This is a genomic window from Tsuneonella sediminis, from assembly GCF_051912845.1.
GTDB classification, from domain to species: Bacteria; Pseudomonadota; Alphaproteobacteria; order Sphingomonadales; family Sphingomonadaceae; genus Tsuneonella; species Tsuneonella sediminis.
Genome location: NZ_JBNCBU010000001.1, coordinates 716,674 through 743,591 on the forward strand (window position 1 = coordinate 716,674; position 26,918 = coordinate 743,591).

Genomic DNA, 26,918 nt, shown 5'->3' on the forward strand with positions numbered 1-26,918 from the left:
GAGCAAGCCACACGGCATCCATAAAGTTGGCTCATCCTCGAGCACGCGCGAACCGCCCGCTCAACGTAATCAGCTAAAGAAGGCAGTCGATGCCCAAAGTCGCCAGTCCACTTGTGGTCGCCAGTTGACTGGCCGCTCTCGGCAGCCACGGGTTTGTTCCCGCCATTCAGGAAGCTCCTAGAAGGTAAACAAACCGCATGTTCAAGGCCGTTGTGGTCTCTCGGCAAGATCCAAGTCCAAGTTTCGTAGAAACTGTAAGTAAATTCGGTTAGACCCCTCGCACGAATTTAGGGGCGGTGCGTGGTTGGCGTGATGTTAAGTCCATACAGTAGCAAGCCGAAACGCCTGCTCACCCAACTAGCAATCGACGAAACGTCAGTGCCGGCGAGTGCCAGCTACTGCGCCGGATTCGAGTTGCAGGCTTGGCGCTGTGACAGCTTCGCAGATCACCTCATAGAGTGGATAGCGGATTACGCTCTTAAAGAGGATGAGCTGCGCGTAGATCACGGCAACATGTATATTCGGCTCCGCGAGGCAGCTGTTCGCGTCTATCGAAGTGAGAACTACAAGCAGCGCGGGGAAGTCGGAGAGATCGTATTGCACGCGATTTGCCGCGATTTTTTTAACACCGTGCCATTCGCGCCGCGTGTATTCTATCTGACCTCATCAAACGACGTCGTGAAGTCGTTCGACTTGGTCCATGTTCGTGATCTGCCAGATGGTGGCTTTGAACTATGGCTCGGCGAGGCAAAGTTCTACCGAAGCGCTATCGAGGGCATCAAAGCCGCAATTGATTCCGTCACGGAGCATATTGATCAAGGCTTTCTCAAGAACGAGAAGCTGTTGCTTGGGCCCCAAGTGTCAAAGTCACTCGCTCATTACCGAGAGATCCGGGACCTGCTATCTGTCCAAACGTCACTCGACGACTTGTTCAAGAATGCGGTGTTCCCTATTTGTATCACATGTGATAGCAAGGCGACTCAGTCGCACGAGACGTTTTGCAAATCCTATACGGAAGCTGTTGGAGCCGAGTTGTCGGAGCTGGTCAGCCGGCTCCGAGAGTCCGGACTTACCGAGAAGATCAGAATCATGCTGATTTACGTCCCATTGGGGTCAAAGGGAACGCTTGCGGACGCTTTTGACAGTCGCCTGAAGGGACTTTGTCCATGAGCATGGCAGCGATTGACTGGCAAGCCGTTGAAACGCTCTCGGGTGAGCCACTAAAGCAACGGGTGTTCTCAATCCTCCGCCAAGCGGCATTGGCGATCAATGGAACAGAGACCGACGACCCGCACCTGCTAGAGGTGGTACCCAGGCTTGCCGAACTGCTTCCCAAGCATGAGGAGCTGAAGACGTTCCGTGAGGCATATAGCGCGCTCGCGCGGGCCACCGGGCTGTGGAACTACATTGATAAAGAGACCGCCGACTTGGCAGATCGTGTAGTGGCCGAGACCGTAACCGTTCCCGAACTGGAAGGCCTTACCCTCCACCGGGAGCAAATGGCCGCGCTCAATGATCTGTTTGAGGGCAAGAATCTCATCTTGAGCGCCCCGACCAGCTTCGGGAAAAGCCTCCTCATTGATGCACTGCTTGCGTCCGGCCGTTATAAGCGGGTAGCGATTGTTCTCCCGACGATCGCTCTCTTAGACGAGTTTCGGCGTCGCTTGCGGAGGCGCTTCCGGGAAGCGTTCAACGTAGTCATGCATCCTGGGGACAAGCCAGGAGAGGGTCCGATTGTCTTCCTTGGCACCCAAGAGCGGCTCATCAACCGCACGGACTTGGGTACGTTAGATCTAACCGTGGTGGACGAGTTCTATAAGCTCGATCCAAACCGCCGCGACGAGCGAAGTGTCACGCTCAATGCGGCCGTTTACAAACTTCTGGGGCGCTCGCGTCAATTCTTCTTCCTCGGTCCTAATATCGACGGGGTTCAAGTCTCACCAGATGGAAGGTGGAAGTTTGAGTTTCTGCGGACTCGGTTCTCGACGGTCGCAGTGGACACGTTCGACCTGACGGCCATCAGTGACAAGCACGCTAGGCTCTTCGACGAGGTTGGCGACGACACCAACTGGCCCGCACTGGTTTTCGTGTCTTCGCCTGACAAAGCCAACAGGCTGGCGGCAGAAGCTGCCGAGCAAATGGCGGTATCGGATACGAGCACCCCATTCTCCGAGTGGTTGAGAGAAAATGTGGGAGCGGGCTGGCCACTCGTGAAGGCAGTAGAATACGGGTTTGCTATTCACCATGGGCGAATTCCACGTGCCATCGCTTCTCAGATGGTAAGAATGTTCAATACGGGTGACCTGCCTGTCCTTTTCTGCACGTCAACGCTGATCGAGGGCGTAAACACCGCTGCGAAGACGGTTTTGATCTTCGATAAGACGATAAGCCGTTCCAGGTATGACTTCTTTACCTTCGCGAACATCCGGGGTCGGGCGGGGAGGCTTGGTCAGCACCATATTGGTCGCGTTTTCCTGTTTAACTCACCCCCAGAACCTGAGCTCACCGAGGTCTCGCCTACTCTTTTTGGGGACGATGACGCTGCTCCCGATGATTACGTTGTCCATCTCGATGAAGATGACACCAGCAGCGAAATTGACGATCGAGTGGCGGCGCTCAGAACTGCGTTGAATCTCGACACCTCCGGGCTTCGCCTTGCGGCGGCGGTAGGGCTTGACACCGCCATGGCGTTGAAAGGGGCTGTAGCGGCAGCATTGCGCGGCCGGCGCTCGATCATCTGGTCTGGAATGCCTCGCTACGAGCACATCGCAGCAGTCAGTACGCTTATATGCTCAGTTCGGTCGGCGCGTGAGTTCGGCGCTTTCTCAGACAAGCAGTTGACCCTTTTCATCAGTCGCCTGCGGCATGCGAATACGATGCGCTCCTTCCTCCTAGAGTATGATCAAGGATTTCAAGGCGACCGCGTTGGACATGATAACGTTTTTAAGTTTCTTCGCGCGTGCGAATATGGGCTTCCACAGCTATTCTCGGTAGTGGAGATGTTCCTGAAGGCGGAGGGGCACCACGTCGACTACAGCCTCTTTCTCCACGATTTGAGCCGGTGGTTTCGTGCAGAGGAGCTGAAGAATCTGGATGAGGAAGGAATTCCTATCCAGATTTCCGAAAGATTCTATCAGGAGGGCGACGATAGGTCCGCGTTGACGGAAAGGCTCACGCTGGTGGCGCAGTCTTCTACTTCGGACTTGACGGAATTCGAGCGCAGCTGGGTGACGGCGGCTCTTGATCTTCAGGGGAAGGCCGGCGCATCCGACATGTGATGTAGAGCGCACGCTGCTGCACCAACAACTTTGCGCTAAGAACTGCCCAAACGACCCACGAGGGCTGCTCGACGCAGCCTTACGACAGAGGACCCGAACGTCTGCTTGCAGGCGATAGTAGATTGGGTCTGAGCGTCGGGGTTCGGGGCGCAAAGCGGCCATTCACTTGGGCACTTCCCACCACCCGGGCCACTCAACCTTGCCCGGCGCGCGCGTATTGGCAAAAACCTCGCGTTGCTCCTCGATTGATAACTGCTGCCGCCCCATTCGGGCCAACGCGGCCTCGACGATCCAGGGATTGAGCTCCCACCGAACTCTGCTTTCGTCCCGCGGATACTTCTTCGTCGCGATCCCCAGCGCGTCGATAATCGTCTCGATACCCAGCCTGATGAACGAGATGGTGATCACTTCTTGTCCGGATGGGCCACTGTCCTGACGGGCAGCACGCGCCTTCTCGATAGCCTCAAGTGAACTACGTGCTGCGGCGCTGTCGCCAGCCAGCCCCTTTTGCGTGAGCTGCAAAAGAAAGGCCTCGGCGGCCGTTACGCGACGCTCACGTCCGTCCTCCCGTATCGTGACCATCTGCCCGAGGATTGCATCGTGGGGTATTTCGCGCTTGCGGTTGCGGGGCCGCCCCCGGGGATTGCCGGATTGACCCCTGCGGAACCGGGTCGCTGTCGGGGGCCGACCATACCCGACATCCTCGTGTGCTTCGTCTTCGATCTCTTGTTCGGTCACGCCGAACTACCCCGCGGCCAACGCAGCGCATCAGCGTCAAGCGTGAAGAACTTGATGTCGGACACCTCGCGGTCCGTGTATTTTCGTCGGCCTGGACGGCTCAGCCCAGCCTGCGTCGCCCAAGTCGCAATGCGGAGTGATTGGTCGGTTTTCTCTGACCATTTGGGATCATGCTCGGCAATGCCGAGGATCAGCAGTGCATCGCGCAAGTTGTCGGAGCTGTACTCGTGCACCACCCTCATCGATCTCACGGGCGCTGGCGACATCTTCGCCAGCGCCACCTCGCGCTTCTCGATCATCTTCAGCACCTTGCGGATCGCCATCTTGCTACCCTTGAGCGCAGCCTGGTAGGTCTGCAGTTCGAGGGCCTCCTCGATCGTCAGCTCCCGCTCCTTTCCGCCCTGGGTGACCGTGAGCGTCTTGTCGAACACGATGTCGAACGCCGAGACGTGCGGCCGCCGCTTCTTCGGACGGCCGGCAGGATTGCCCGAGCGGCCCTTCACGAACCGCGTGTCGCCGCGTCGGCTCATGCTGCCTCGTCTCGGCTCTCTCGGTGGATGAGCTGCGGCTCCTTGCCGGTGATCTCGGACCAACGGGTCATCGCGAGATCGACATAAGCCGGGTCGATGTCGAGCCCGCGGAACCGTCGCCCGACACGCTCGGCTGCGATCAGGCTGGTGCCCGAACCGAGGAAGATATCGAGCACCAGCTCGCCCTGCCGGGTGACGTCGCAGATCGCGTCGGCGACCATCGCGACCGGCTTGACCGTCGGATGAAGCGCGAGGTCCTCGCGCCGGCTGCCGCGCATTGAGTTGACGCTCGGGTAATCCCACACGTTGGTGCGGTTGCGGCCGTGCTTGCCCAGCTAGACCGCGTTGGTATGCGGCGCATCGCCCACCTTGTAGACGAACACCATCTCGTGCTTCGAGCGGTAGAGCGATCCCATCCCTGCGTTGCTCTTGTTCCACACGCATATGTTGAGGAGATCCGAGTAGACGCCTGACACCGATGCGGTCACGTCGTCCATGTGGCGCCAGTCCATGCAAACGAAGTGGACCGCGCCCTCGCGCGATACCGACGCGCAGGCGCCGAGCGTGTCGGCAAGAAAAGTCCGGAACTCGGCCGTGCTCATCTCGCCCGAGGCCATCGCGAACTCACGGTGGCGGCCCTTGGCTTCGGCATGGCCATTGATCTTCACGTTGTAGGGCGGATCGAGGAACGCGCAGTCGATCCGTTCGCTCTCGCCGACAAGCCGAGCGAGGAAGTCGTGGTCGCGGCCATCGCCGCTCGCGACGCGGTGCTCACCGAGCTGCCAGATGTCCCCGGGCAGCACGCGCGGCGCTTCGGGTACTGCAGGGATGACTTCGTCATCGGGATCGGGGGTGTCGCCCAGCACGACGTCGATCTCGCCTGCGCTGAACCCGGTCAGCGAGAGGTCGATGTCGATCTCGGGTAGCGAGAGATCAGCGAGCTCGAGCTTGAGGATTTCGAGGTCCCAGCCCGCATTGAGCGCGATCTTGTTGTCGGCGAGGCGCAGCGCTTTCTTCTGCGCTTCGCTCAGCCCGGCAAGCTCGATCACCGGGACCTCGGCCAGGCCCATTTCCTTCGCCGCGCGCAATCGGCCGTGCCCGGCGATGATGTTCCCCGCCTCGTCGGCGAGTACCGGGTTGGTGAACCCAAACGCAGCGATCGACTGGACGATCTGCTCAATCTGCCGTTTGGGATGTGTGCGCGCATTGCGGGGGTCGGGGATCAGGCTCGCGAGCGGCCTATAGACCACTTCGAGCGGGCGATGGGCAGACGGATCTGCCACTTGTGCTGATACAGTCATGCAAGAACAATACTGGAACACGTATCCCCTCGTAAGGCTGAACGAATTACCGCTTGGGGATAACGCGGTGGAGTACGCTTTCGACTGGACTGTCACGGTGACCTGAGCATTGCTGCGTCCACGCCCGGCATCCCGGGCTCGCGCCGGTAGCGGAGGTCAGTTCCGGCCCCCGCGTGAGACCGGAGAACTACGATGACCAGCAGTACCTCGTCGCCCGCAAGAAAGCGGCGCATGGCACGCGAACCGCAAGACGCAGCCGCAATGAACTCAGCAGCCGCAAAGCTGCCCTCGCGCCTCGACATGCTCGAGCATCTCCTGACCGAAGACGGTGGGACGACCATCACGGCAATGGTCGAGGCGACCGGATGGCAGCAGCACTCGGTCCGCGGCGCGATGGCCGGCGCCCTCAAGAAGAAGCGCGGCCTCGTCATCACCTCTGAGAAGGTCGACGGCGTGCGCCGCTACCAGGCGAGCAAGCCCTCATGAGCCGCGATGTCGCGCAAGCCGTGGTCGAGATCGGGACCATGGACTTGGAACAACTGCGTACCGAGTGGAGGCGGCGCTACGGCGCCCCTCCCCGGCTTCGCTCGGTGTCGATTATGCGCCAGCTAGTCGCCTGGCGCGTGCAGGTCGAGGCGTTTGGCGGGCTCGATACCGATACGCGCAAGGCGTTGGCGCGGACCGGCGCCGCTGCCCCCGAGGGCCAGCATCTTGGCGTCGGAGCACGGCTCACCCGCAAGTGGAAGGGCCGCACCGTCGAGGTCGTAGTTGAGGAGCGGGGTTTCCGCTTCGAGGACCGGCTGTTCCCGAGCCTGTCGGCCGCCGCCACAGCGATCGCGGGCTCGAAGTGGAACGGGCCGCGCTTCTTCGGGCTGCGAGACGCGTCGTGAGCACAAAGGCACTGCGCTGCGGGATCTACACCCGCAAGAGCTCGGACGAGGGTCTCGACCAGTCGTTCAACTCGCTCGATGCCCAGCGCGAGGCGGGCGAGGCCTATGTCCGCAGCCAGGCCCACGAGGGCTGGAAGCTCCTGCCGGCACGCTACGATGACGGCGGGTTCTCGGGCGGCTCGATGGAGCGCCCCGGCCTCCAGCGCTTGCTCGCCGACGTCGAGGCGGGACGGGTCGACGTCGTGGTTGTCTACAAGATCGACCGGCTCACCCGCAGCCTCGCCGACTTCGCCCGTATCGTCGAGGCGTTCGACAGGCGCGAGGTCAGCTTCGTATCGGTCACGCAGGCATTCAACACCACCTCTTCAATGGGGCGGCTGACCCTCAACGTCCTGCTCAGTTTCGCGCAATTCGAGCGCGAGGTGACCGGCGAGCGTATCCGCGACAAGATCGCCGCCTCGAAGGCCAAGGGCATGTGGATGGGCGGCGTCCCGCCGCTCGGGTACGACCTACCAGAGGCGGGATCGCGGAAGCTGCGGATCAACGATATCTAAGCCGCGACCGTGCGACATGTATTCGCGCGCTACCTCGAACTCGGCTCGGTCCATGCGCTCCAGCGCGAGTTGGCAGGGACGAACGTCGTATCGAAGCAATACCGCACGCAGCGCGGCAAGGAGATGGGCGGAACCGCGTTCAGCCGGGGCGCGCTGTTCCACCTCCTCCGCAACCGGATCTACCTCGGTCAGATCGTTCACCGCGGTGCGGTCCATGATGGCGAGCACGATGCGATCGTCGGTGAAGAGCTGTTCGCCGCGGTGCAGCACTCGCTCGATGCCAATGCCCGCCGACATGGCGCCAGGGGCGAGCGGCGCATGGTCCGTGCGCCGCTCACCGGCAAGCTCTTCGATGCTGCGGGCGAGCCGATGAGCCCGACGTTCTCGCGCGGGCGAACGGGGAGGAGTTATCGCTATTACGTCTCGGCCTCGCTTCAGAAGGGTGGCAGCGTCGATCGAGCTGACACCGTTCGGCGGTTGCCGGCGCGCGAGATCGAGACGTTGCTCGAGGAATGCATCGCGCGGTGGCTACCTGCCTGCAGCGAGCTGCTCGCACTCGTCGAGACTGTCAGGCTCAGCGCCGATGGCATGCTCATAACGCTGACAGGTGATCGGGCGGCCAACATCACCGCCAACCTGGTCGAAGGCGAGACGATCGTGCGCGCGAAAAAGCAACGAACGATCATCCAGCTCGAGGTCGCCCTGCCCGTGCGCGGCGGCCGGCGGATGGTCGTCGCCGGCGATCGCTCGCAGGCGCGGATCGATCCGGTGCTCGTCGCCGCGCTGCGCAAGGCCCACCGGTTCATCCGGCGCGACCGCAGCGGGCTGCCGCTGGTCGATGAAGCTCCCCGAACCGCCTACGAGCGCAAGATCCTGCGGCTCGCGTTCCTTGCGCCCGAACTCCAGAGCGACATTCTTGCAGGCCACCAGCCGGTCGCGCTCAACCTCGAGGCTTTCCTTGGCTGCGAGGTCCCGCTCGCCTGGTCCAGGCAGCGCGAAGCGCTCGGTTGGCCGCGCGCCTGACCTACCCTGTTATCGCGGTCAAATAGCCTGTTAAGGGCGAATACGCTCCCTGTTACGGGCGATTAAATACCCTGTTCCGGCGAATAACAGGGAAAGGGCACTTTCCGCCTCGCAAGCCACGGTAATCGCGTCGCTTTCTGAGGCGGAAGATCGCGGAATCGGGCGCAACTGGCCTGTTTTCGCTTCGAAATTTGCATTTTTCCCTGTTCTTCCCTGTTTTGCAGGGAAACCGTACCGATGGCGATCGGCGCGGAGACGTGCGCGATGAAGTGGCCCTGATATCGGCGGAGACGGACAGCGAAAGGCGCGGCCGTTACCGAATGGCACGCGCTAGGCCGCCTGTTCCGCCACGTTGCCCGGAGACCCTGTTAGCAGAGACTGGTGCTGGGGGTGGCTGGCGGAGCGGGAGGGATTCGAACCCTCGATACGCTTTTGACGTATACTCACTTTCCAGGCGAGCGCCTTCGACCACTCGGCCACCGCTCCGCATGCACTGGACAGGCCGCGCGCCCTAGCCGTCCCGGCGGTGGCTGACAAGCGCATCGCTAGCGCCTAGATCGCGCCGCATGACCCGCGTCTTCGGCCCGCCGCCTTCCGCCCAAGAATTCGAGGCGATCGCCCGGACAGCATTCGCGCGCCTGCCGCCCGAATTTGCAGTGCACATCGGCGATGTCGTCCTAGAGGTGGAGGAATTCGCCGACCCGGAAACCCTGACGGCGATGGGCATCGAGGACCCGTTCGAACTGACAGGGCTGTTCGAGGGAGTTAGCCTGACCGAGCAATCCATCTCCGACAGCGGCCAGATGCCCAACCGCGTGCGCCTGTTCCGCCAGCCGATCCTCGACGAGTGGATCGCCGACGGCCACGACCTCGAACACCTGATCGCGCACGTCGTGATCCACGAAGTCGGCCATCACTTCGGCCTGAGCGACGCGGACATGCACGCGCTGGAGGAAGCCGCGGACTGAGCCTTGCCTTGCCTTGCTTTGCCCCGCGCGCGTGGCACAAGGCGGAGATGAAAAGGCTTTTGGTCCTCGTTGCCGCGCTCGCCGCCGCCCCCGCCGTCGGTCAGCCCGAAACCGCGGATGCGCCATCGCCCGGGGAAATCGTTTCGGCGGCAAAAGCCGCCGAGTGGATCGATATTGCCCCCAACGACCTGCTGGTGATGGACCTTGCTCCCGACCAGGACGGCAAGGCCCGCCGCGTGGTCATTCAGCTGATCGCGCCGCCTTTCAGCCAGCCGTGGGTAACAAACATCCGCACGCTGGCGAAGGCACGTTGGTGGGACGGGCTCGCAATCGTGCGCGCCCAGGACAATTACGTCGTCCAGTGGGGCGATCCCGATGCCGAGGATGCGGCGAAGGCGAAGCCGCTGCCCGAGCGAATGGTGCCGACCGCCGAGGACGACTACATCGCGCGCGTGCCCGCCAAGATCCATCAAGGCGCCGGGTCGGGGACTCGCGTTCGGCGCGCGGTTGCGATCCGGAGTAATACCGACCCCTACGCTCCAGTCACCGGTTTTGAGGACGGTTGGGCCCTCGGAATGTCTGCGACGCAGGCCTGGCCCGTCCACTGCTACGGCACCGTCGGCGTAGGCCGCAACCTGTCGCCCGACGCGGGGAGTGGCGCCGAACTCTACGCAGTTATCGGCCATGCCCCGCGCCATCTCGACCGCAACATCGCGGTGGTCGGTCGCGTGATCGAGGGAATCGAGCACCTGTCCACCTTGCCGCGCGGAACCGAGGCTCTCGGTTTCTACCGGACGCCTGAAGAGCGCACGCCGATTTCAACTGTGCGATTGGGAAGCGAGGTCGGCGTTCTCCCGACCTATCAGTTCCTTTCGACCGAAAGCGACAGTTTCGCGCGGTACGCCGATGCCCGGGCCAACCGCCGGGACCCGTTTTTCATCGTACCTGCGGGCGGTGCTGACGTATGCAATATTCCCGTTCCGGTTCGCGCGGTGAGGACCGGCCCCTAAAGCTTCTGCACCAGCTCGATGCGGTTGCCGAAGGGATCGGCAATGTTGCCCCTGACGCAGCCATCGAGCGTATCGCCCGCGTTGAATGCGACCTCGTGCACGGCGAGCACGTTGCGCAATTGGGCAAGGTCGTCCACCAGAAGCGCCGGATGGGCCTTTCTCGCGGGACGAAAGTCCTTCTCGATCCCAAGGTGGACATGGGCCGACCCGCCCACGAACCAGCACCCCCCGCGCGCGACCATTCCTGCCGGCTTCGCCACTTCCTTCATGCCCAGGACATTCGCGTAAAACGCCCGCGCCCTGCCCTCCCCGCCGGGAGGCATGGCGAGTTGCACGTGATCCAGCCCCACGATCACAGCCGGTCGGCCTGGGCCACCGCATCGCTCGCGCGCAGGGCGCTGAGAATACGGGTGAGATGCGCCAAGTCGCTTACGTCGAGTTCCACGTCGTAGGTCGAGAACGGGTGGTCGGCGTGGGTCTGAGCCAGCGTGACGACGTTGGCGTGGTTCTGGGCGAACAGGCCGGCCATTTCCGCGAGAGTGCCCGGCCGGTCGTAGAGGGTGACGCGCAACAGGCCCACCGCGCCGTGGCTGCGCTTGCCCCAGTTGAGGTCAATCCAGTCAGCGTCGATCCCGCTCGCGAGTTCGAGGCAATCGATGGTGTGCACCACGACCGCCATGCCCTCCTTGCGCAGGCCGACGATGCGATCACCCGGCACCGGATGGCAGCACTCGGCGAGGTTGAAACCGACGCCCGGCGTCAGGCCGCGGATCGAGATTGCCTTGCCCTGTTGAGGCACCTCGGCGCCTTCCTCCAGCCCAGCCGTGCTGCCAGGAACGAGCGCCTCCATGACCTTGCGATCGTCGAGCTTGTTGGCTCCGATCTCGTACATCAGCTCGTCCTCGTCATCGAGTGCGAGCCGCTTGACCGCTTCGCGGATCGCCTTCTTGCCGATCTTGGCAGGCAGGCGTGCGGCGATCTCGTCGAACAGCTTGCGCCCCAGCGTGGCGATTTCCTCGCGCTCCTTGAGGCGCACCGCGCGCCGGATGGAGGCCCGCGCCTTGCCTGTGGTGACGAATCCCAGCCAGCTCATCTGCGGCTCTGCGTTCTTGCCCTTGATGATCTCGACCACGTCGCCGTTATTAAGCACCGTACGCAGCGGCATGTGCCGCCCGTTGATCTTCGCGCCGACGGTCTGCGCGCCGAGATCGGTATGGACCGCGAAGGCGAAGTCGACCGGCGTAGCGCCCTTCGGCAGCTGGAACAGCGCCCCCTTGGGCGTGAATGCGAAGATGCGGTCCTGGTAGATCGCCATGCGGGTATGCTCGAGCAGTTCCTCGGCATCGTGGCTGGCGTCGACGATCTCGATCAGGTCGCGCAGCCATCCGACCTGACCGTCGGGACGGTCGCCCTGCTTGTATGCCCAGTGAGCAGCGAGACCGAACTCGTTCGTCCGGTGCATCGCGCGGGTACGGATCTGCACCTCGACCCGCATGGAGTTCTCATAGATCAGGCTGGTGTGCAGCGACCGGTAGCCGTTGGTCTTCGGCGTCGAGATGTAATCCTTGAACTTGCCGGGAATGAATTGCCAGGTCGTGTGCAGGACGCCGAGCGCGCGGTAACAGTCGGCGTCGCTTTCCGCGATCACCCGGAACGCCATGATGTCGGTCACTTGCTCGAAGCTGACGTGGCGCTCGGCCATCTTGCGCCAGATCGAATAGGGATGCTTCTCGCGGCCTGATACCTCCACCTTGAGGCCGGCCTCCGCCAGCGCCTGCTTGATTGCCAGCGCGATCGCGTCGACTTGCCCGCCGTCCGCGCTGCGGATCTGCGCGAGACGGCCGGTGATGGTGGCATACGCCTCGGGTTCGAGCTGCTCGAACGCGAGCATCTGCATCTCGCGCATGTACTCGTACATGCCCACCCGCTCGGCGAGGGGGGCGTAGATGTCCATCGTCTCGCGGGCGATGCGCTTGCGCTTTTCCGGGCTCTTGATGAAGTGCAGCGTGCGCATGTTGTGCAGCCGGTCACCCAGCTTGACGAGCAGCACGCGAATGTCCTCGCTCATGGCAAGGAGGAACTTTCGCAGGTTCTCCGCCGCCCGCTCGTTCTCGGGCATCGCCTCGATCTTGGAAAGCTTGGTCACTCCGTCGACCAGACGCGCGACCTCCTCGCCGAACAGATCCTCGACCTCGCCGATCGTCGCCAGCGTGTCCTCCACGGTGTCGTGGAGCAGCGCGGTGACGATGGTTTCCTGGTCGAGCTTGAGGTCCGTCATCAACCCGGCGACTTCAACCGGGTGGCTGAAATATGGGTCGCCGCTCGCGCGCTTCTGGGTCCCGTGCTTCTGAACGGTGTAGACATAGGCGCGGTTGAGCAGCGCCTCGTCGGCGTCGGGGTCGTAGCCCTTGACCCGCTCTACGAGTTCGTACTGGCGTAGCATCGCCATGACGATGTGCGTATTGCACGCCGGACGGCAAGCCCTTTCGCACGTGCAGCGTTGCATCTTGCGCAACTCCGGTTGCCGAGATGCCGATTGAGCGTTGGTATCCCCCGCTGCATAACGTCCGCGATGCCGGACCTCGACGCCCTGTTGCTCGCGCGGATCCAGTTTGCCTTCACGGTGAGCTTCCACTTCATTTTCCCCGCTTTCTCGATCGGGCTCGCCAGTTACCTGATGGTGCTCGAGGGGCTGTGGCTGAAGACAGGGAAGCAGAAGTACCTCGACCTGTTCCGCTTCTGGCTGAAGATCTTCGCGGTGGCGTTCGCGATGGGCGTCGTCAGCGGCATCGTGATGTCGTACCAGTTCGGCACCAACTGGGCCGTGTTCTCGGACAGGGCCGGGCCGGTGATCGGGCCGCTGATGGCTTACGAGGTGCTGACGGCCTTTTTTCTCGAGGCCGGCTTTCTCGGCGTGATGCTGTTTGGAATGAACAAGGTCGGCCCGAAGCTGCATTTCGCGGCTACCTGCATGGTCGCGCTCGGCACCTTCATCAGCGCGTTCTGGATCCTGTCGGTGAATAGCTGGATGCATACGCCGTCGGGCCACGAAATGGCGGCCAACGGCCAGTTCGTGCCCGGACCCAGCTGGCTTGCGATCGTCTTCAACCCCAGCTTTCCCTATCGCCTGCTCCATACCGTTACTGCCGCTTACCTGACGACCGCCTTTGTCGTTGGCGGAGTAGGCGCCTGGCACCTGCTCAGGGACCGGACCGATAGGGGCGCGCGCACGATGTTCTCGATGGCGATGTGGATGGCCGCGCTGGTCACGCCGGTGCAGATCGCGCTCGGCGATGCACACGGCCTCAACACGCTCGAACACCAGCCGGCAAAGGTCATGGCGATGGAGGGGCATTTCGAGAGCCACCCCGAGGGCGCGCCGCTGATCCTGTTCGGGATTCCCGACAGCGAGGCGGGCACGGTGCGGTACGCGATCGAGATCCCGAAGGCCTCGAGCCTCATTCTCAAGCACGATCCCGATGCGCCGCTCGCGGGCCTCGACACGATACCTCCCGAAGACCGGCCCCCGGTCGGGATCGTCTTCTGGTCGTTCCGGATCATGGTAGGGATAGGGTTCGCCATGCTGGCCCTCGGCCTCTGGAGCCTTGTGGCCCGGGTCCGAGGGCGGCTCTACGAATCCAGGCCACTGCACCGCGCGGCAGTTGCCATGAGCCCTGCCGGTTTCGTGGCCGTCATCGCCGGATGGATCACGACCGAGGTCGGCCGCCAGCCGTGGACGGTCTACGGCCTCCTGCGCACGAGCGAGAGCGCAAGCCCGCTGGCCGCACCCGCCGTCGCGACATCGCTCTCGGTGTTCGTGGTCGTCTACTTCGCCGTGTTCGGGGCGGGTGTCTGGTATATTCTCAGGCTCATGGCGGGCGGGGTCCAGACAGGTGAAAGCGGGCCGGGCGAAGGTGTTGCCGGACCGATCCGGACCGCCGGTATCACCCCCGCCGCGCAGGCCGCATCCGCCGGTCCGCCGCGGTCGGAGACGGAGGTCAAACCCTGATGGACCTGACCGTGCTCTGGGCCTTCATCATCGCGTTCGCGGTTTTTGCCTATGTCGTGATGGACGGCTTCGACCTCGGCATAGGTATCCTGTTTCCCACGATCACGGTGGGCCATGGCCGCAACCGGGCGATGAATTCGATCGCGCCCGTCTGGGACGGCAACGAGACCTGGCTGGTTCTGGGCGGAGGCGGGCTGATGGCCGCTTTTCCCCTCGCCTACGCGGTCATCCTGCCAGCGACCTATCCGCTGATCATCGCGATGCTTCTCGGCCTCGTATTTCGCGGCGTGGCGTTCGAGTTCCGCTGGCGCGACGAGCGCCATCGGGGGTTCTGGGACCTTGCATTCTTTGGTGGATCGGTTGTCGCGGCGATGAGCCAAGGGATGGTTCTCGGTGCGCTGATACAGGGCATCGACATCACCGGCCGCGCGTACGCCGGATCGTGGTGGGACTGGCTCACGCCCTACACCGTCCTCACCGGTCTCGGCACAGTCGCGGGCTATGCGCTGCTGGGTTCGACGTGGATGATCTGGAAGCTATCGGGCGAGGTGCAGGAGCGTGCCTATCGCCTGGCCGCGAGGGCTGCCGTGGCCACACTCGTGCTGATGGCGCTCGTTAGCGTCTACAACCTCGCCCTCCTCGACGCCTACCGGGCACGCTGGCTCGAGATGCCCAATATCCTGTTCTCCAGCCAGGTGCCGTTGCTGACCCTGATCATCGCCGCCGCACTGTTCAACGCGCTGCGCAGGAGGCGGGAACTTGCCCCGTTCATCCTTTCGCTCGCGCTGTTCCTCCTCGGCATGGCAGGTCTCGGCGTGACCATCTGGCCGAATGTCGTCCCGCCCGGGATCACGATCTGGGACGCCGCAGCGCCAGAACGCAGCCAGGAGTTCATGCTGGTCGGCGTGGCGATCGCCCTGCCGCTGATCCTCGCCTACACGGGGTGGGCCTACTGGGTCTTTCGCGGGAAGGTGGGCGAGGAAGGGTTTCATTGACCGGCGCGAACAAAGACGGACCCGGTCCCCTTTGGCAGCGCCTCGCGTGGATGGCGGGAATCTGGGCCGCGAGCGTCGGCGTGCTCGGTGCTGTGGCTATGGCGATACGGTTCTGGCTGGCACGCTAGCGGGCAGCGCCTTGGCTTGCTCGCCGGAGCGATGTATGGGAACGTTCACAGCGAGCTGATGGAGAGGCCGCCCCCGTGAAGTTCCAGACCGCCATGCCCTCCCTGCTCACGCTCACCCTTGCAGCGTGCGCAGCGGCCGCCCCTCCTTCAAGCATTCCAGGCGCAGAGCGACGGTTGCTCTTCTCCGACGAGTTCGACGGCACCGCGCTCGATCGCAGCAAGTGGCGCGTGATCGGAATGGACTTCTGGGTCAACGACGAGCAACAGGCCTACGTTGACCGGCCCGACGTGATTGCGGTCCGCGATGGTTCGCTCGTGCTGACCCCCCGCCATGCTCCCGGGATCGACACCCATCCCAAGCGCAAGGCCGACTTCATCGCCGGGCGGATCGAGAGCAAGGGCAAGTTCGATTTCACCTATGGCCGCGCCGAGGCCCGCATACGCATGCCCGACGCAGTGGGCGTGTGGCCGGCCTTCTGGCTGCTGGGGAACGGACCCTGGCCCACGACCGGCGAGATCGACGTGATGGAATACGTCGGAGAAAAGGACTGGACGGGCGTAGCGATACACGGTCCGGGCTATTCAGGAGAAACGCCCTTCGTCGACCGGTTCTATTTTCCGCCCGGCGAAGACGCGACCGGCTGGCACGTCTATGCGGCGGAGTGGACGCCGGACACCATCGAATTCTACCTCGACGGGCGGCTGACCTATCGCGTCACTCGCAAGATGGTCGAGCATTACGGCAAATGGGTCTTCGGCAACCCGGAGCATGTGATCGTCAACTTCGCGCTTGGCGGCGCCTACCCGATCAAGAACAACGGCGTGAAGGCGCCCCACCCCGGCCTGCCAGCCCAGACCGCCGAACGGATCAAGCGCGGCGAACTCGCCATGGAGGTCGACTGGGTGCGGGTCTACGCCCCGGAATGATCAGGACCAAACGGCTTCGGGCGGCAGGCTCATCAGGATGGCATCGATGTTGCCGCCGGTCTTGAGGCCGAACAGCGTTCCCCGGTCGTAGACAAGATTGAACTCGGCATAGCGGCCGCGCCATTCGAGCTGGGTGCGCTTGTCCTCGGGCGTGAACTCCGCTTCCATTCGCCGGCGCACGATCCTCGGGTAGACCTCGAGGAAAGCCCTGCCGATGTCCTGGGTGAATGAGAAATTGCGCTCCCACGCCGCCGCGTCGCCGCATTCGAGGTGATCGTAGAAGACCCCGCCCACCCCGCGGTGGACGCCGCGGTGCGGGATGTAGAAATAGTCGTCGGCCCATTTCTTGAAACGTTCGTAATAGGTCGGGTTGTGTCCGGCGCAGGCGGCCCGGAAGGCAGCGTGGAATTCCTCGGTATCCTCGACGTAGGGTATAGGCGGGTTGAGATCGGCACCACCGCCGAACCACGCCTTTCCGGTCGTCAGGAAGCGGGTGTTCATGTGCACTGCGGGGACATGGGGATTCGCCATGTGCGCGACCAGGCTGATCCCGGTGGCGGTAAAACCGGGATTGTCGTCATCGGCCCCGTGGACGGTAGCGGCGAACCCGGGGGCGAAGTGACCGTGGACGGTCGAGACGTTGACCCCCACCTTCTCGAACACCTTGCCCTTCATCACCCCGCGCACGCCGCCGCCGGGATTGTCGTTGCCCTCCTCCTCGCGGTTCCAGGGCGTGTATTCGAACGCCGCGCTCGATCCGGCGTCGCGCTCGATCACCTCGAAAGCGGCTGTGATCTGGTCGCGCAGCGATTCGAACCATTCCTTCGCGCGGGCCGTATAGGGGGTCCAGTCGGTCATGACCCATCCCTTGCCAAGCCGAGTTCGCTGGGGCAAGAGCGAGCCATGGTTCCCCTTTCGTTCGCTGGCGAGGAATTTGCCCTCACGCAGGGCCGCGCGCTTTATTGGCCGCGCGAGCGCGCGCTGCTGGTGGCTGATCTCCACCTCGAGAAGGCGAGTTTCTTCGCGCGGCACGGGCAATTGCTTCCGCCGTACGACAGCCGCGAAACGCTTGAACGGGTTGCCCTCGCCATTCGCGAAACCGGGGCGCGCCGGGTCTACACCCTGGGCGACAACTTCCATGACCCTTCGGGTCCGGCAAGGCTCGAACCCCACGCTGCCGGCATGCTCGCGGCACTTACCCGTGCCACCGACTGGGTCTGGATCACGGGCAACCACGATCTTGCCAGGGACGGTTCGGGCACGAGCGAGGCAAGCGCCGGCGGAACCCTTGCCGATGAATTGGTGGTGGCCGGCCTCGTCCTGCGGCACCGGGCTAAGCGCGGCGAGCAGCGGCCCGAACTGTCCGGCCACTATCACCCGCGCCTCCACATCACGGTGCGCGACCGGCGGATCCGCCGGCCCTGCGCGGTGATCAGCGCCGATGCCCGCGGGTCGGGACGGATGATCCTGCCCGCATTCGGCGCCCTCACCGGCGGAATGGATGCCGCCGCGCCGGAAATCCTTCAGGCACTGCAACCCGCCCGTGCGATCGACGCGGTCGTGCCCGCCGGTGGCAAGCTTGCCACATTCCCGCTCTGGCGCGCGACGGCCTGACTGCACCCTCTTCCTAAACGGCGCAATTCTCCCTAAGTAGCGCGCCGTTACCAACGGCAATTTTCAGGAGACTGCCCCATAGCCCGTCCCCCCCGGCGCTCATTGCAACCGCCCGTCAAGAGCGGCCCGCGCTACGATAATCTGATCCAGTCCGACAAGGTTCGCGTCATCGACGAAAACGGCGAGAACCTCGGCGTGATGTACACCCGCGAGGCGATGGAGCAGGCGAACGAGATCGGCCTGAACCTGGTCGAAATCTCGCCCAACGCCGACCCGCCGGTGGCCAAGTTCCTCGATGTCGGCAAGTATCGCTATGAGGCGCAGAAAAAGGCCAATGCCGCGCGCAAGACGCAGAAGACGCAGGATATCAAAGAGATAAAGATGCGTCCCAACATTGATGATCATGATTACGACGTGAAGATGCGCAGCGTCACCAAGTTCATCGGCGAAGGCGACAAGGTCAAGATGACCCTGCGCTTCCGCGGCCGTGAGATGGCGCACCAGGAACTCGGCATCGAGTTGCTTCGCCGCGTGCAGGATGACGTCACCGAGATCGCCAAGGTCGAGGCGTTTCCCCGTCTCGAAGGCCGTCAGATGGTCATGGTGCTCGCGCCGAAGTAGCCGCTTGCGGGGCGCATCCCTGCCAAACGACAGGCGATAATTGCGTTGGGACCGGACCTCCCATTGTCCGCAAAGCGAGCCAACCGTGCACGGATTTACGCGGTTGGCTCGTCAGTCGCGCGCGACCCCGCGTGTCGGTTCCAAGGGGGCGAGGTCAGGAGCGCGGGGAAAAACGACTTATCATGGCGCGCGAGGCCTGTCGGGGCGGTCAGGCCACAGACCGTCAGTCGATCGAGAAATCCAGCAGCGTGAAACGCGCCGGCGCGGTCGCATAGACGCCGTGCCCTCTTCCGCTTCCTCCGCCGAACGTCATGCTCACCGATTGCGCCTCGGCCAACGCGGCGACGAAGGCGCGCGGGTTGCTGCCCGCGGTGCTCGACAGAACGCCCACCCACCGCGGGTCGTCGAGGCGCGCGGTGAAGGTGTGGGTGCCGGGAGTCATGACCGGCGCTTCGGGCGAATACCAGCGATAGGCTTCGTACCGCCCGCGCGCTGTCCAGGTGTCTCCGGCGCGCTGGAAAGCGAGGCCGAACGTGCCCTGTGCGGTCCCGTCGGCCGACATCAGCCGCGCTCCGGGCGCGGCATCGATGCGATAGCGGACGGTGATCGCGCGGGCGCCCTCGAGCGAGCGGACGGGCAAGGTCACGTAGTGCACTTCTCCCTCTCCGCGTGCCGGAAATGCAAACCAGGGCCCCCTTGGCCCATCCCGCAGTGTAGCGGGCATTCCGACCGAATAGTTCTTGCCGCGGATGACCGGGCCGATTTGCCAGGAACCGGCGGGCGGCGGAACAGCTGCCGCGACGGCGGCAATACCGGCGGACCCGAGTGCGATCGATACGAGAATCCTGTTCATTGGCGCACCTTGGCCAAGGTGCGATTGCAGGCCACTGAACCGCGCGGTTGCCAGCGCTTCATCTTCGGCTAGACAGCCCACCCTGGGGGGAAGCGCAGACGATGACCGCACGCCGCATCGGGTTCGCAGCCGGAATAATCCTGTTCGCCGCGACGATCGTCCTTCCGCCGCCAGCCGACATGCCGCGCGAGGCATGGATAACTGCCGGTCTCGTATCGTGGATGGCAGCCTGGTGGATGACCGAGGCGATCCCGCTCACTGCCACCGCGCTGTTGCCCTTCGTCGTGCTTCCGCTGGCAGGGGTGATGAACGCAAAGGACACCGCGAGTGCCTATTACGATCCGATCCTCTTCCTGATCCTTGGCGGCGCGTTCGTCGCCCTCGCCATCGAGCGCACCGGGCTTCACCGAAAGCTGAGCCTGTCGATCCTGCGCTCGATCGGCAAGGGAGGAGCCAACGGCGAGATGCGGCTGCTGCTCGCCTTCATGACCAGCGCCGCCGTGCTGTCGATGCTCATATCCAACACATCGACGGCTCTTATCATGATGCCGATGGCGCTGGCGGTTCTTGCCGGGGGCGGCATGCAGGACGACGCGCGCGAGGGTCTGGCGGGCGCGTTGCCGATCGGCATCGCCTTTGCAGCCAGCATCGGGGGCCTCGGCACGATCGTCGGTTCGCCCACCAACGGAATCGCGGTGGCCCTCATCGGCGATCTCACCGGAACACGAATCAGCTTTGTCGAGTGGATGACGTACGGATTGCCGGTCGTCGTCGTCGGTATCCCGCTCGCCGCCTTCATCATCGCGAAAGTGCAGCGCATCGCGAAGCATCGCTTCGACGTGGCCGGTGCGCGCGAGGCGATCGACGACCACGCGCCGTGGACGACCCCGCAAAAGCGCCTGCTGCCCATAATAGGGGGCGCATTCGCCCTATGGTCGACGCAGCTGCTGGTCGCGCCGATGCTGCCCCCCGGTGCGTGGACCGACGGGACGATTGCGATCATCGCGGGTCTGTTGCTGTTCCTCATCCCGGACGGGACAGGCCGTCCGCTGCTCACCTGGCCCGAAGCAGATCGGGCGCCGTGGGGGGTGATCATGATGTTCGGCGGGGGCCTCGCGCTAGCCGCCGGCATGGGGGCTTCGGGACTTGCCGACTGGCTGGGCCAGGCGCTCCTGCCGCTTTCGGTTTTCCCGCTCGTCCTGATTGCCCTTGCCGTTGTCGCGCTCGTCATCGTGGTGACCGAGTTCGCCAGCAACGTGGCCACGGCAAGCGCGATCATACCGGTCGTCGCGAGCCTGTGCGTCGCGCTCGGCGCGGACCCCGTGCTGCTGGCGATGCCGGCCGCGCTGGCGGCGAGCTGGGGGTTCATGCTCCCCGCCGGAACCGGCCCCAACGCGATCGCCTGGGCCACGAACCGCGTTGCCCTGCCCCGCATGGTGGGGTCCGGCATCCTCCTCGATATCGCAGGACCGCTCCTCATCGTGGGAAGCGTCTGGGGATCCGCGACACTGCTTGGTTACGGTTGAAATCAGTTTCACGGCGCGCTAACCGCGCCGCATACCGGCGAGCCGGCGGAGATGCGTCCTGCGGAGGTTAGGGCGCGAGCGCCCCGGCCCCTTCGCCGCCCCCGCCTTCCTGGGGGCACCGGACCGGACGACCAGACATGACCGACACGCCCAGCCGCAAGCCGAAGCCGACCCTGACCCGGATCGGCAATCGCGAACTTTCGCCCGCGACCCTGATGATGGGAGCAGGCTACGATCCCGCGCTCTCGGAAGGCAGCCTGAAGCCGCCGATGTTTCTCACCAGCACCTTCGCTTTCGAGAACGCCGCGGCGGGCAAGCGCCACTTCGAGGGGATCACCGGCAAGCGTCCCGGCGGTGCAGAGGGCCTCGTCTACTCGCGCTTCAACGGGCCGAACCAGCAGATCCTCGAAGAGCGCCTGGCAATCTGGGACGGCGCTGAAGAGGCGCTGTGCTTCTCGAGCGGGATGACCGCGATCTGCGTGCTCATGCTGGCGCTGTGCGACTCGGGCGACGTGATTGTCCATTCCGGCCCGCTCTATGCCGCGAGCGAAGGCTTCGTCGCCAAGCACATGAGCCGCTTCGGCGTGACCTATGTCGACTTTCCCGCGGGTGCCGACCGGGCCGAACTCGACGCGGTGCTGGCCAAGGCCAAGGCGCAGGCGGCCGAGAACGGCGGCAAGGTCGCGATGATCTACCTCGAGAGCCCCGCCAACCCGACCAACGCCCTCGTCGATGTCGAAGCCGTGCGCGACGCGCGCGATGCGGCCCTGTCGTCCGATTGCCCGATCGCGATCGACAACACCTTCCTCGGGCCTTTGTGGTCAAAGCCCATCGACCACGGCGCCGACCTCGTCGTCTATTCGCTGACCAAGTACGTGGGCGGGCATTCCGACCTCGTGGCCGGCAGCGTCTCGGGCGCGAAGAAGTGGATCACCCCGGTGCGCATGCTTCGCAACACCATGGGCGGGATTGCCGACCCGAACACTGCGTGGATGCTGCTGCGGAGCCTCGAAACCGTCGAACTGCGCATGAGCCGCGCGGGCGAAAACGCGGCCAGGGTATGCGAGTACCTGAAGGGCCACCCCAAGGTCGAAGGGCTTGGCTATCTCGGCTTCATCACCGATCCGCGGCAGAAGGACATCTTCGAGCGCCACTGCACCGGAGCGGGTTCGACCTTCTCGCTGTTCATCAAGGGGGGCGAGGCCGAGTGCTTCCGCTTCCTCGATGCCCTCACTATCGCCAAGCTCGCGGTCAGCCTTGGCGGCACGGAAACGCTGGCCAGCCACCCGGCGTCGATGACGCACCTGTCGGTGCCGGACGCGCGCAAGCAGGCGCTCGGGATCACCGACAACCTCGTGCGGATTAGCATCGGCATCGAGGACGCTGAAGACCTGATCGCCGACTTTGCCCAGGCGCTGGACGCTGTGTAAGGGCATGCGCTGCGGACCCGTCTGGGGTCCGCAGCGACCACCGCGCGCACCGAACTGCCACTGCAGGATGCAGCGTCAGGGCTTGATCAAGGTCTTGAGCAATACCTGCATCCACTCCCACTTGCCGAGCGGCTCCACGAGGAGATTGAACAGATTGGCCGCCAGGGCGAGCCACGTCGCCGGGTGGTTGAACCGGCCATACAATTTCGCGGCCCAGTAGAGCAGCGCGACGACAATGACGGTATTGAGATAGATCGGGTAGGTCGCCACGCCCGGATCATCCGGGCCGAACACCACGATCCACACGAATCCCAGCCCACGCGCGAGCGCGGGCATCATGATGATGAAGACCGTGCTGACAAGCCACCAAGCGTGCTCCTGTACGCGGTGGCGGTGCCGTATCGACTGGACGATCGCGATGATGAACGCCGTCATCATCACGATCTCGACAGCGGCGACCCCATAGAAGAACCACGGCTCGAAAAACCCGAACTGCTCGGGATTCTGCGCGGCCCGTTCGGCGTTGACGATATCCCGGTTCAGGGCGGCGATCGCCGTCAGCGCCACGCCGCCAGCAACGAAAATGCCGATGATCCCAAGCGTGCGGTGGGTTTCGAATCGCCCCCGCGCAACCAGGTACGGCTGCAAGATCAGAAGCAGATACCATAGCGTGGCCGTCCAGTAGTGGACATGGACCGGCCAGGCATTGTCGGAAAAATCGCCCCAGTAATCGTAGAAGATACCCGCCTGCATGATCACCATCGGGACGATCATCCAGAGAAACAGGCGATTGTATCGCCCCAGACCCGTCTGATTGCTGCCCGGCATGGCCAACCCCGCAGGAAATTTGCCTAGGGGAGCAATGCCATAAGCATAACGGGCGTGCAACGAACCTGGAACTACTGGAAATCGCAAGCGGCGATCAGACCGCGGGTACAGACGTCAGTCCTATCCCTTCCACTCGCGCCGCTCCTCGGCCTGGCGGAGGACGTCGTAGGCGACCTGGATCTTCTGGAATTCGGCTGCCGCTTCCTTGTCGCCGGGAGCTACGTCGGGATGCACCTTCTTGGCGCGTTCGCGAAAGGCTTTCTTGACGGTCGCGAAATCGGCGTCGTTTTCGAGTTCGAGGACATCGAGGGCGCGCATTTCGTCAGCGGAACGGCTGCCGTCGCCGCTGCCGCCCCAGCCGTAATGCGAGGCTTCGGCATAACCGGCATTGTCACGCTTCTCGTTCGCCGCACGCTCGGCGGCCTCTTCCTTGGACAGCCCTTCGAAATAGTCCCACTTCGAATTGTATTCGGCGGCGTGCTTCTGGCAGAAATGCCATCGATCAGGGCTGTTCGGGCTCTTGGGCGCTGGGCAATCCCCGGGTTCGTCGCAGCCATGACGGTCGCACAGCCGCACGGTCGCCGCGTCCCGCGCGGATCCGTATCCACGCCAGCGGGGGAAACCCCAGTCCATCGATCGCCGTGCGCCTGCCATCGGCGTAATCTAGGAGGTCGGACCGGGATTGGGAAGCGATGGCAACCCTTTCACAAGGACTTTGTTGCAATGCAATATGAAAGTCCCTAAATGAAACTCGTCATGACCAGACCCAGCCCACAACTCCTTTTTTCCGCGATCGTCAGCACCCTGGCGATGGGCGCGTTCGCCCTGAGCGGGCCGGCTATCTCGGCCAGCGGAGAAACCCCGGGGGCTGCGTCGCCGGTGGTCGCGGGGACCGAGATGGTCTCGCCCCCCGCGTGGCCGTCGATCTTCCCGCGCTAGTTGATCACCACGGAGACAGCGCGGCGGTTCTGTGCCCAGGCCGCCTCGTTCGAGCCGAGCGCCACGGGGCGTTCCTTGCCGTAGCTCACAACGCTGATCCGCCCGGCGGCAATGCCCAGACCGACAAGATAGTTCTTCGCCGCGTTCGCGCGGCGTTCGCCCAGCGCGAGGTTGTATTCGCGCGTTCCGCGCTCGTCCGCGTGGCCCTCGATCGTGATGCTCACCTGCGGATACCGCGACAGGTACTGCGCCTGCGTCTGCAGCGCAGCCGCATCGGCGCTGTCGATGTTGTAGCGATCGGTGTCGAAGTAGATCACGTTCTGCCCGTTGACGCCTTGCACGAAGTGTTCCTGCGTGCCCGGCACGGCCGCGCCGCTTCCGGTTCCCGGAGTGCTCGTCATCGTCGGCTCGGGCTCGGGCGGCAGCGAAGCCGGCGGCTCCTTCTTGCACGCCGACAATGCGGCAGTACCGGCCAGCAGGGCGATGATCACGAAGCGGTTCATCAGGCATCTCCTTGTGTGCTTGTTTGAAAACGGCGCGACCCGCTGTGTAAATCGAATGCCCTCAGGGCAGGATGGGTCCCCAAGCGGGGTCCGACGCATCGACCGGAGTGGCCAGGCGTCGCTCGTTCTTGCCGGTCAGATCGACCTGGTAGACCGCGGTGCGGCCGGAGTTGCGCTCGGTCCGGAAGAACTGGATCACGCGGCCGTTAGGGGCCCAGGTCGGCGCCTCGTCCTGCCAGCCGTTCGTCAGCGTCCGAACACCGCCCCCGCTGGGGTTCATTACGGCAATGTTGAACGTGCTGGCGTTGGTAAAGGCGATCTGGTCCCCGCGCGGGCTCCACTCGGGCGTTGCGCAGCGCCCGCTGCCGAAGCTGATGCGGCGCTGGTTCGACCCGTCGGCATTCATCACATAGCACTGCTGCGATCCGGACCGGTCGCTTTCGAACACGATCTGGCGGCCGTCGGGCGAATAGGAACCGCCGATGTCGATGCCCGGACTGTCGGTCAGCCGCACGCTCGGCCCGCCATCCGCCGATACGCGGTAGATATCTGTATTGCCCGCGACAGCCATCGAGTAGAGCACCCAGCGCCCGTCCGGCGACCAGCGCGGCGCAAAGGTCGGGTTCCGGCTTTCGGTGATCAGGGTCTGGCGCCCGGTACCGATGTCGTAACTGTAGATCCGCGGATTGCCGTCGATGTAGCTGAGATACAGCAGCTTGCGGTAATCGGGCGAATAACGGGGGGTCAGCGCGGTCGCGCGGCCATTGGTGATGAAGCGGTGGTTGGCTCCATCCGAATCCATGATCGCGAGCCGCTTGACCCGGTTGTCCTTGGGCCCGGTCTCGGCGATGTACGCGATCCGGCTGTCGAAGAAGGGGTTTTCGCCCGAAAGGCGCGAATAGACGAGGTCGGCGCACTTGTGGGCGGCGCGCCGCCAGTCGACCGGCGGGACCACCCAGCCCGCGCGCGCGAGCTCCTTGTTCAATGCGACGTCGTAGAGATAGCAGCCGACAGTCAGCCGTCCGTCGGTCCCCGCCCGCACGTACCCTTGGACCAGCATTTCCGCGCTGCGACTGGACCACATACCCCATGAAGGTGCGGTGATTTCGGCATAGCTGGGCTGCGGCAGCGACCCCGGACCCGTAGGCTTGAACAAGCCGTTGTTCCTCAAGTCGTTGTAGACGACCTGCGCCAGCTCCCTGCCCAGCGCCGCGGTCCCGCTGGTGTTGGCAGGTGTCGGTGCATCCCGGTCGGTCGCGAAGCCAGGGATCGCGATGCCAAGGTTCTCGAGGTTCCCTTCGAAGCTGACCGAACCCGACAGGCCTTCCTCTTCCGTCGTTATGACCGGGGTATCCGCGGGCGGCTTCTGGCCAAGGTCCTGGGCGATAGCCGGTGCCGCGGCAGTTAGCATGAGGAGAGCAAGGAAAGGTTTCATCATTGCGATAGCTTCCAATCGAAATCGACGGTCACGACCTTCCAGGCTTCGTAGTATTCCTCTGGAAGGTTGAACGGGGCGGCGAGCCGGACAGCGCGAATGGCCTGCTCGCCGTGGCGTCCGGCTTGCGGCTTGTTGAGATCGGTGATCCCCCATTGGCGCACGATCTCCGGGCTGCCGGACAGGCTGCCGTCGGGATTGAGGCGGAACCTGACCTTGGTCACCAGGTCCTCGACCTCCGGTCCGCTGGGCGGCTGCCACTTGGGCCGCAGTTCCTTGGCGATTGCCTGGAACAGGCTCGCCTTGGCGCTCGCGCCGATCTGGCTGGCAGGAACCCGCGTTTCGCGGGTAGTCGTGCTGTCGCCTGAACCAGGCAGGAAATCGGCACCGATCCGGCTGCCTCCCGCGGGCTTGGGAGTCGACCGCTCTGTCCGCGAAGGCGCGTCGGGTCGGCGGCGCGGTTCGGTCGCAACCGGCGACGGCTTGGGCGCGGGCCTGGCGACCGTCCGTTCGACAGGTTTCGGACGTGGCGGCTCGGGCAGCGGCTGGACCGCAGGGGCCGGTTCCGAAACCGGCGCAGGCTCGGGAGCGAGCGTGGGCGCGATGGCGGCCGCGCTCGTGGGAACGGGATCGGGCGCCGTCGCCTCGAGCCCGACGTCGGTCGTCAGATTGACCGTCATCTTCGGTGCCGGCGCAAGCATCTCGCGTTGCGAAGGCTGGGCCAGAAACGCCGCGGCTAGGCCGAGGTGGAGGACCACCGCGATCCCGAGGCCGATGCGCTCCTCGCGCCGAAGATGGGCGAAAACCATTGTAGTCGG

The 26,918-nt window shown here is 64.1% G+C and carries 30 protein-coding genes and 1 tRNA gene; 17 read left to right on the forward strand and 14 right to left on the reverse strand.

Annotated features, from left to right (window positions below; all coding sequences use genetic code 11):
* Positions 1 to 300: 300 nt before the first annotated feature.
* Together ACPV3N_RS03605 and ACPV3N_RS03610 are read left to right on the forward strand one after the other, a co-directional pair.
* On the forward strand, positions 301 to 1,170 hold the full coding sequence (locus ACPV3N_RS03605) for a HamA C-terminal domain-containing protein (protein ID WP_440114772.1): 870 nt from the start codon (positions 301 to 303) through the stop codon (positions 1,168 to 1,170).
* Positions 1,167 to 3,278, forward strand: coding sequence for a DEAD/DEAH box helicase (locus ACPV3N_RS03610; protein ID WP_440114775.1), 2,112 nt, complete (start codon positions 1,167 to 1,169; stop codon positions 3,276 to 3,278). The genes ACPV3N_RS03605 and ACPV3N_RS03610 overlap by 4 nt, the downstream gene beginning before the upstream one ends.
* Positions 3,279 to 3,440: 162 nt before the next feature.
* Here the strand turns inward: ACPV3N_RS03610 and ACPV3N_RS03615 are convergent, their stop codons facing one another.
* The 4 genes from ACPV3N_RS03615 to ACPV3N_RS03630 are packed head-to-tail and all read right to left on the reverse strand — an operon-like array spanning position 3,441 to position 5,829.
* Positions 3,441 to 4,016, reverse strand: coding sequence for a DUF5681 domain-containing protein (locus ACPV3N_RS03615; protein WP_440114778.1), 576 nt, complete (start codon positions 4,014 to 4,016; stop codon positions 3,441 to 3,443).
* A complete protein-coding gene (locus ACPV3N_RS03620) occupies positions 4,013 to 4,546 on the reverse strand; it encodes a DUF5681 domain-containing protein (RefSeq protein ID WP_440114780.1) in 534 nt (177 codons plus the stop codon). Before ACPV3N_RS03620 ends, ACPV3N_RS03615 begins: the two co-directional genes overlap by 4 nt.
* Positions 4,543 to 4,881 carry a DNA-methyltransferase gene (locus ACPV3N_RS03625; RefSeq protein ID WP_440117425.1) on the reverse strand — a complete coding sequence of 113 codons (339 nt, stop codon included), beginning with the start codon at positions 4,879 to 4,881 and terminating at the stop codon, positions 4,543 to 4,545. The genes ACPV3N_RS03620 and ACPV3N_RS03625 overlap by 4 nt, the downstream gene beginning before the upstream one ends.
* Complete coding sequence (locus ACPV3N_RS03630) at positions 4,882 to 5,829, reverse strand: ParB N-terminal domain-containing protein (RefSeq protein WP_440114783.1); 948 nt, start codon at positions 5,827 to 5,829, stop codon at positions 4,882 to 4,884.
* 279 nt (positions 5,830 to 6,108) lie between these two features.
* On the opposite strand from ACPV3N_RS03630, the gene ACPV3N_RS03635 reads away from it, so the two are divergent.
* The 4 genes from ACPV3N_RS03635 to ACPV3N_RS03650 are packed head-to-tail and all read left to right on the forward strand — an operon-like array spanning position 6,109 to position 8,314.
* On the forward strand, positions 6,109 to 6,333 hold the full coding sequence (locus tag ACPV3N_RS03635; RefSeq protein WP_440114785.1) for a DUF3489 domain-containing protein: 225 nt from the start codon (positions 6,109 to 6,111) through the stop codon (positions 6,331 to 6,333).
* Entirely contained in the window at positions 6,330 to 6,737 is a 408-nt protein-coding gene (locus ACPV3N_RS03640; RefSeq protein ID WP_440114788.1) for a DUF2924 domain-containing protein, read from the forward strand. Before ACPV3N_RS03635 ends, ACPV3N_RS03640 begins: the two co-directional genes overlap by 4 nt.
* Positions 6,734 to 7,291 (forward strand): recombinase family protein, encoded by a 558-nt coding sequence (locus ACPV3N_RS03645; protein ID WP_440114791.1) that lies wholly within the window; start codon positions 6,734 to 6,736, stop codon positions 7,289 to 7,291. The genes ACPV3N_RS03640 and ACPV3N_RS03645 overlap by 4 nt, the downstream gene beginning before the upstream one ends.
* Positions 7,292 to 7,300: 9 nt before the next feature.
* Positions 7,301 to 8,314, forward strand: coding sequence for a recombinase family protein (locus ACPV3N_RS03650; RefSeq protein ID WP_440114794.1), 1,014 nt, complete (start codon positions 7,301 to 7,303; stop codon positions 8,312 to 8,314).
* A 395-nt stretch (positions 8,315 to 8,709) separates the two neighbouring features.
* On the opposite strand, the gene ACPV3N_RS03655 is transcribed toward ACPV3N_RS03650, so the two are convergent.
* A tRNA-Ser gene (locus ACPV3N_RS03655) sits at positions 8,710 to 8,800 on the reverse strand.
* An 80-nt stretch (positions 8,801 to 8,880) separates the two neighbouring features.
* Between ACPV3N_RS03655 and ACPV3N_RS03660 the strand changes: the two genes are divergently transcribed.
* Entirely contained in the window at positions 8,881 to 9,282 is a 402-nt protein-coding gene (locus tag ACPV3N_RS03660; protein WP_440114797.1) for a metallopeptidase family protein, read from the forward strand.
* Between the two features lie 47 nt (positions 9,283 to 9,329).
* Positions 9,330 to 10,292: a peptidylprolyl isomerase gene (locus ACPV3N_RS03665; RefSeq protein ID WP_440114800.1), complete on the forward strand. Its 963-nt coding sequence runs from the start codon at positions 9,330 to 9,332 to the stop codon at positions 10,290 to 10,292.
* On the opposite strand, the gene ACPV3N_RS03670 is transcribed toward ACPV3N_RS03665, so the two are convergent.
* Entirely contained in the window at positions 10,289 to 10,648 is a 360-nt protein-coding gene (locus tag ACPV3N_RS03670; protein ID WP_440114803.1) for a VOC family protein, read from the reverse strand. The genes ACPV3N_RS03665 and ACPV3N_RS03670 overlap by 4 nt on opposite strands.
* Entirely contained in the window at positions 10,645 to 12,735 is a 2,091-nt protein-coding gene (locus ACPV3N_RS03675) for a RelA/SpoT family protein (RefSeq protein ID WP_440114806.1), read from the reverse strand. Before ACPV3N_RS03675 ends, ACPV3N_RS03670 begins: the two co-directional genes overlap by 4 nt.
* A 129-nt stretch (positions 12,736 to 12,864) precedes the next feature.
* Between ACPV3N_RS03675 and ACPV3N_RS03680 the strand changes: the two genes are divergently transcribed.
* The 4 genes from ACPV3N_RS03680 (at position 12,865) to ACPV3N_RS03695 (ending at position 16,351) form a co-directional block, all read left to right on the forward strand.
* On the forward strand, positions 12,865 to 14,301 hold the full coding sequence (locus ACPV3N_RS03680; RefSeq protein WP_440114809.1) for a cytochrome ubiquinol oxidase subunit I: 1,437 nt from the start codon (positions 12,865 to 12,867) through the stop codon (positions 14,299 to 14,301).
* The gene (gene cydB / locus ACPV3N_RS03685) at positions 14,301 to 15,296 is read left to right on the forward strand and encodes a cytochrome d ubiquinol oxidase subunit II (RefSeq protein WP_440114812.1); all 996 of its coding nucleotides are present in this window, start codon (positions 14,301 to 14,303) and stop codon (positions 15,294 to 15,296) included. The genes ACPV3N_RS03680 and cydB overlap by 1 nt, the downstream gene beginning before the upstream one ends.
* A complete protein-coding gene (locus ACPV3N_RS03690; RefSeq protein WP_440114814.1) occupies positions 15,245 to 15,424 on the forward strand; it encodes a DUF2474 domain-containing protein in 180 nt (59 codons plus the stop codon). Before cydB ends, ACPV3N_RS03690 begins: the two co-directional genes overlap by 52 nt.
* 75 nt (positions 15,425 to 15,499) lie before the next feature.
* A complete protein-coding gene (locus ACPV3N_RS03695) occupies positions 15,500 to 16,351 on the forward strand; it encodes a glycoside hydrolase family 16 protein (protein WP_440114817.1) in 852 nt (283 codons plus the stop codon).
* Here ACPV3N_RS03695 and hemF read toward each other — a convergent pair whose 3' ends face one another.
* On the reverse strand, positions 16,352 to 17,209 hold the full coding sequence (gene hemF / locus ACPV3N_RS03700; protein WP_440114819.1) for an oxygen-dependent coproporphyrinogen oxidase: 858 nt from the start codon (positions 17,207 to 17,209) through the stop codon (positions 16,352 to 16,354).
* A 45-nt stretch (positions 17,210 to 17,254) separates the two neighbouring features.
* Between hemF and pdeM the strand changes: the two genes are divergently transcribed.
* Both pdeM and infC read left to right on the forward strand, forming a co-directional pair.
* Entirely contained in the window at positions 17,255 to 17,965 is a 711-nt protein-coding gene (gene pdeM, locus ACPV3N_RS03705) for a ligase-associated DNA damage response endonuclease PdeM (RefSeq protein WP_440114821.1), read from the forward strand.
* A gap of 102 nt (positions 17,966 to 18,067) precedes the next feature.
* The gene (gene infC / locus ACPV3N_RS03710) at positions 18,068 to 18,586 is read left to right on the forward strand and encodes a translation initiation factor IF-3 (protein ID WP_440114824.1); all 519 of its coding nucleotides are present in this window, start codon (positions 18,068 to 18,070) and stop codon (positions 18,584 to 18,586) included.
* Positions 18,587 to 18,809: 223 nt separating this feature from the next.
* Here the strand turns inward: infC and ACPV3N_RS03715 are convergent, their stop codons facing one another.
* Complete coding sequence (locus tag ACPV3N_RS03715) at positions 18,810 to 19,439, reverse strand: hypothetical protein (RefSeq protein ID WP_440114827.1); 630 nt, start codon at positions 19,437 to 19,439, stop codon at positions 18,810 to 18,812.
* A gap of 101 nt (positions 19,440 to 19,540) precedes the next feature.
* Here ACPV3N_RS03715 and ACPV3N_RS03720 point away from each other — a divergent pair, with 101 nt between their 5' ends.
* On the forward strand, positions 19,541 to 20,965 hold the full coding sequence (locus ACPV3N_RS03720) for an SLC13 family permease (RefSeq protein WP_440114830.1): 1,425 nt from the start codon (positions 19,541 to 19,543) through the stop codon (positions 20,963 to 20,965).
* 137 nt (positions 20,966 to 21,102) lie between these two features.
* Positions 21,103 to 22,395 (forward strand): cystathionine gamma-synthase family protein, encoded by a 1,293-nt coding sequence (locus ACPV3N_RS03725; RefSeq protein WP_440114833.1) that lies wholly within the window; start codon positions 21,103 to 21,105, stop codon positions 22,393 to 22,395.
* Between the two features lie 75 nt (positions 22,396 to 22,470).
* Here the strand turns inward: ACPV3N_RS03725 and ACPV3N_RS03730 are convergent, their stop codons facing one another.
* On the reverse strand, positions 22,471 to 23,223 hold the full coding sequence (locus ACPV3N_RS03730) for a hypothetical protein (RefSeq protein ID WP_440114835.1): 753 nt from the start codon (positions 23,221 to 23,223) through the stop codon (positions 22,471 to 22,473).
* A 120-nt stretch (positions 23,224 to 23,343) separates the two neighbouring features.
* Positions 23,344 to 23,877 (reverse strand): J domain-containing protein, encoded by a 534-nt coding sequence (locus ACPV3N_RS03735; RefSeq protein WP_440114838.1) that lies wholly within the window; start codon positions 23,875 to 23,877, stop codon positions 23,344 to 23,346.
* A gap of 102 nt (positions 23,878 to 23,979) precedes the next feature.
* On the opposite strand from ACPV3N_RS03735, the gene ACPV3N_RS03740 reads away from it, so the two are divergent.
* On the forward strand, positions 23,980 to 24,162 hold the full coding sequence (locus ACPV3N_RS03740) for a hypothetical protein (protein WP_440114841.1): 183 nt from the start codon (positions 23,980 to 23,982) through the stop codon (positions 24,160 to 24,162).
* Here the strand turns inward: ACPV3N_RS03740 and pal are convergent.
* The 3 genes from pal to tolA all read right to left on the reverse strand — a co-directional run bounded on the left by pal (position 24,159) and on the right by tolA (position 26,909).
* Entirely contained in the window at positions 24,159 to 24,665 is a 507-nt protein-coding gene (gene pal, locus ACPV3N_RS03745) for a peptidoglycan-associated lipoprotein Pal (protein WP_440114844.1), read from the reverse strand. The genes ACPV3N_RS03740 and pal overlap by 4 nt on opposite strands.
* Before the next feature lie 61 nt (positions 24,666 to 24,726).
* The gene (tolB, locus tag ACPV3N_RS03750; RefSeq protein ID WP_440114846.1) at positions 24,727 to 26,103 is read right to left on the reverse strand and encodes a Tol-Pal system beta propeller repeat protein TolB; all 1,377 of its coding nucleotides are present in this window, start codon (positions 26,101 to 26,103) and stop codon (positions 24,727 to 24,729) included.
* Positions 26,100 to 26,909 (reverse strand): cell envelope integrity protein TolA, encoded by an 810-nt coding sequence (gene tolA, locus ACPV3N_RS03755; RefSeq protein WP_440114849.1) that lies wholly within the window; start codon positions 26,907 to 26,909, stop codon positions 26,100 to 26,102. The genes tolB and tolA overlap by 4 nt, the downstream gene beginning before the upstream one ends.
* Between the last annotated feature and the right edge of the window lie 9 nt (positions 26,910 to 26,918).

Bases quoted from the DNA above. Each gene is read 5' to 3' on its own strand.
- ACPV3N_RS03610 (WP_440114775.1), top strand. From the start codon at position 1,167: ATGAGCATGGCAGCGATTGACTGGCAAGCCGTTGAAACGCTCTCGGGT.
- ACPV3N_RS03620 (WP_440114780.1), bottom strand. From the start codon at position 4,546: ATGAGCCGACGCGGCGACACGCGGTTCGTGAAGGGCCGCTCGGGCAAT.
- ACPV3N_RS03635 (WP_440114785.1), top strand. From the start codon at position 6,109: ATGAACTCAGCAGCCGCAAAGCTGCCCTCGCGCCTCGACATGCTCGAG.
- ACPV3N_RS03640 (WP_440114788.1), top strand. From the start codon at position 6,330: ATGAGCCGCGATGTCGCGCAAGCCGTGGTCGAGATCGGGACCATGGAC.
- ACPV3N_RS03660 (WP_440114797.1), top strand. From the start codon at position 8,881: ATGACCCGCGTCTTCGGCCCGCCGCCTTCCGCCCAAGAATTCGAGGCG.
- ACPV3N_RS03665 (WP_440114800.1), top strand. From the start codon at position 9,330: ATGAAAAGGCTTTTGGTCCTCGTTGCCGCGCTCGCCGCCGCCCCCGCC.
- ACPV3N_RS03675 (WP_440114806.1), bottom strand. From the start codon at position 12,735: ATGCTACGCCAGTACGAACTCGTAGAGCGGGTCAAGGGCTACGACCCC.
- ACPV3N_RS03680 (WP_440114809.1), top strand. From the start codon at position 12,865: ATGCCGGACCTCGACGCCCTGTTGCTCGCGCGGATCCAGTTTGCCTTC.
- cydB (WP_440114812.1), top strand. From the start codon at position 14,301: ATGGACCTGACCGTGCTCTGGGCCTTCATCATCGCGTTCGCGGTTTTT.
- hemF (WP_440114819.1), bottom strand. From the start codon at position 17,209: ATGACCGACTGGACCCCCTATACGGCCCGCGCGAAGGAATGGTTCGAA.
- pdeM (WP_440114821.1), top strand. From the start codon at position 17,255: ATGGTTCCCCTTTCGTTCGCTGGCGAGGAATTTGCCCTCACGCAGGGC.
- ACPV3N_RS03715 (WP_440114827.1), bottom strand. From the start codon at position 19,439: ATGAACAGGATTCTCGTATCGATCGCACTCGGGTCCGCCGGTATTGCC.
- ACPV3N_RS03720 (WP_440114830.1), top strand. From the start codon at position 19,541: ATGACCGCACGCCGCATCGGGTTCGCAGCCGGAATAATCCTGTTCGCC.
- ACPV3N_RS03725 (WP_440114833.1), top strand. From the start codon at position 21,103: ATGACCGACACGCCCAGCCGCAAGCCGAAGCCGACCCTGACCCGGATC.
- ACPV3N_RS03730 (WP_440114835.1), bottom strand. From the start codon at position 23,223: ATGCCGGGCAGCAATCAGACGGGTCTGGGGCGATACAATCGCCTGTTT.
- ACPV3N_RS03735 (WP_440114838.1), bottom strand. From the start codon at position 23,877: ATGGCAGGCGCACGGCGATCGATGGACTGGGGTTTCCCCCGCTGGCGT.
- ACPV3N_RS03740 (WP_440114841.1), top strand. From the start codon at position 23,980: ATGACCAGACCCAGCCCACAACTCCTTTTTTCCGCGATCGTCAGCACC.
- pal (WP_440114844.1), bottom strand. From the start codon at position 24,665: ATGAACCGCTTCGTGATCATCGCCCTGCTGGCCGGTACTGCCGCATTG.
- tolB (WP_440114846.1), bottom strand. From the start codon at position 26,103: ATGATGAAACCTTTCCTTGCTCTCCTCATGCTAACTGCCGCGGCACCG.
- tolA (WP_440114849.1), bottom strand. From the start codon at position 26,909: ATGGTTTTCGCCCATCTTCGGCGCGAGGAGCGCATCGGCCTCGGGATC.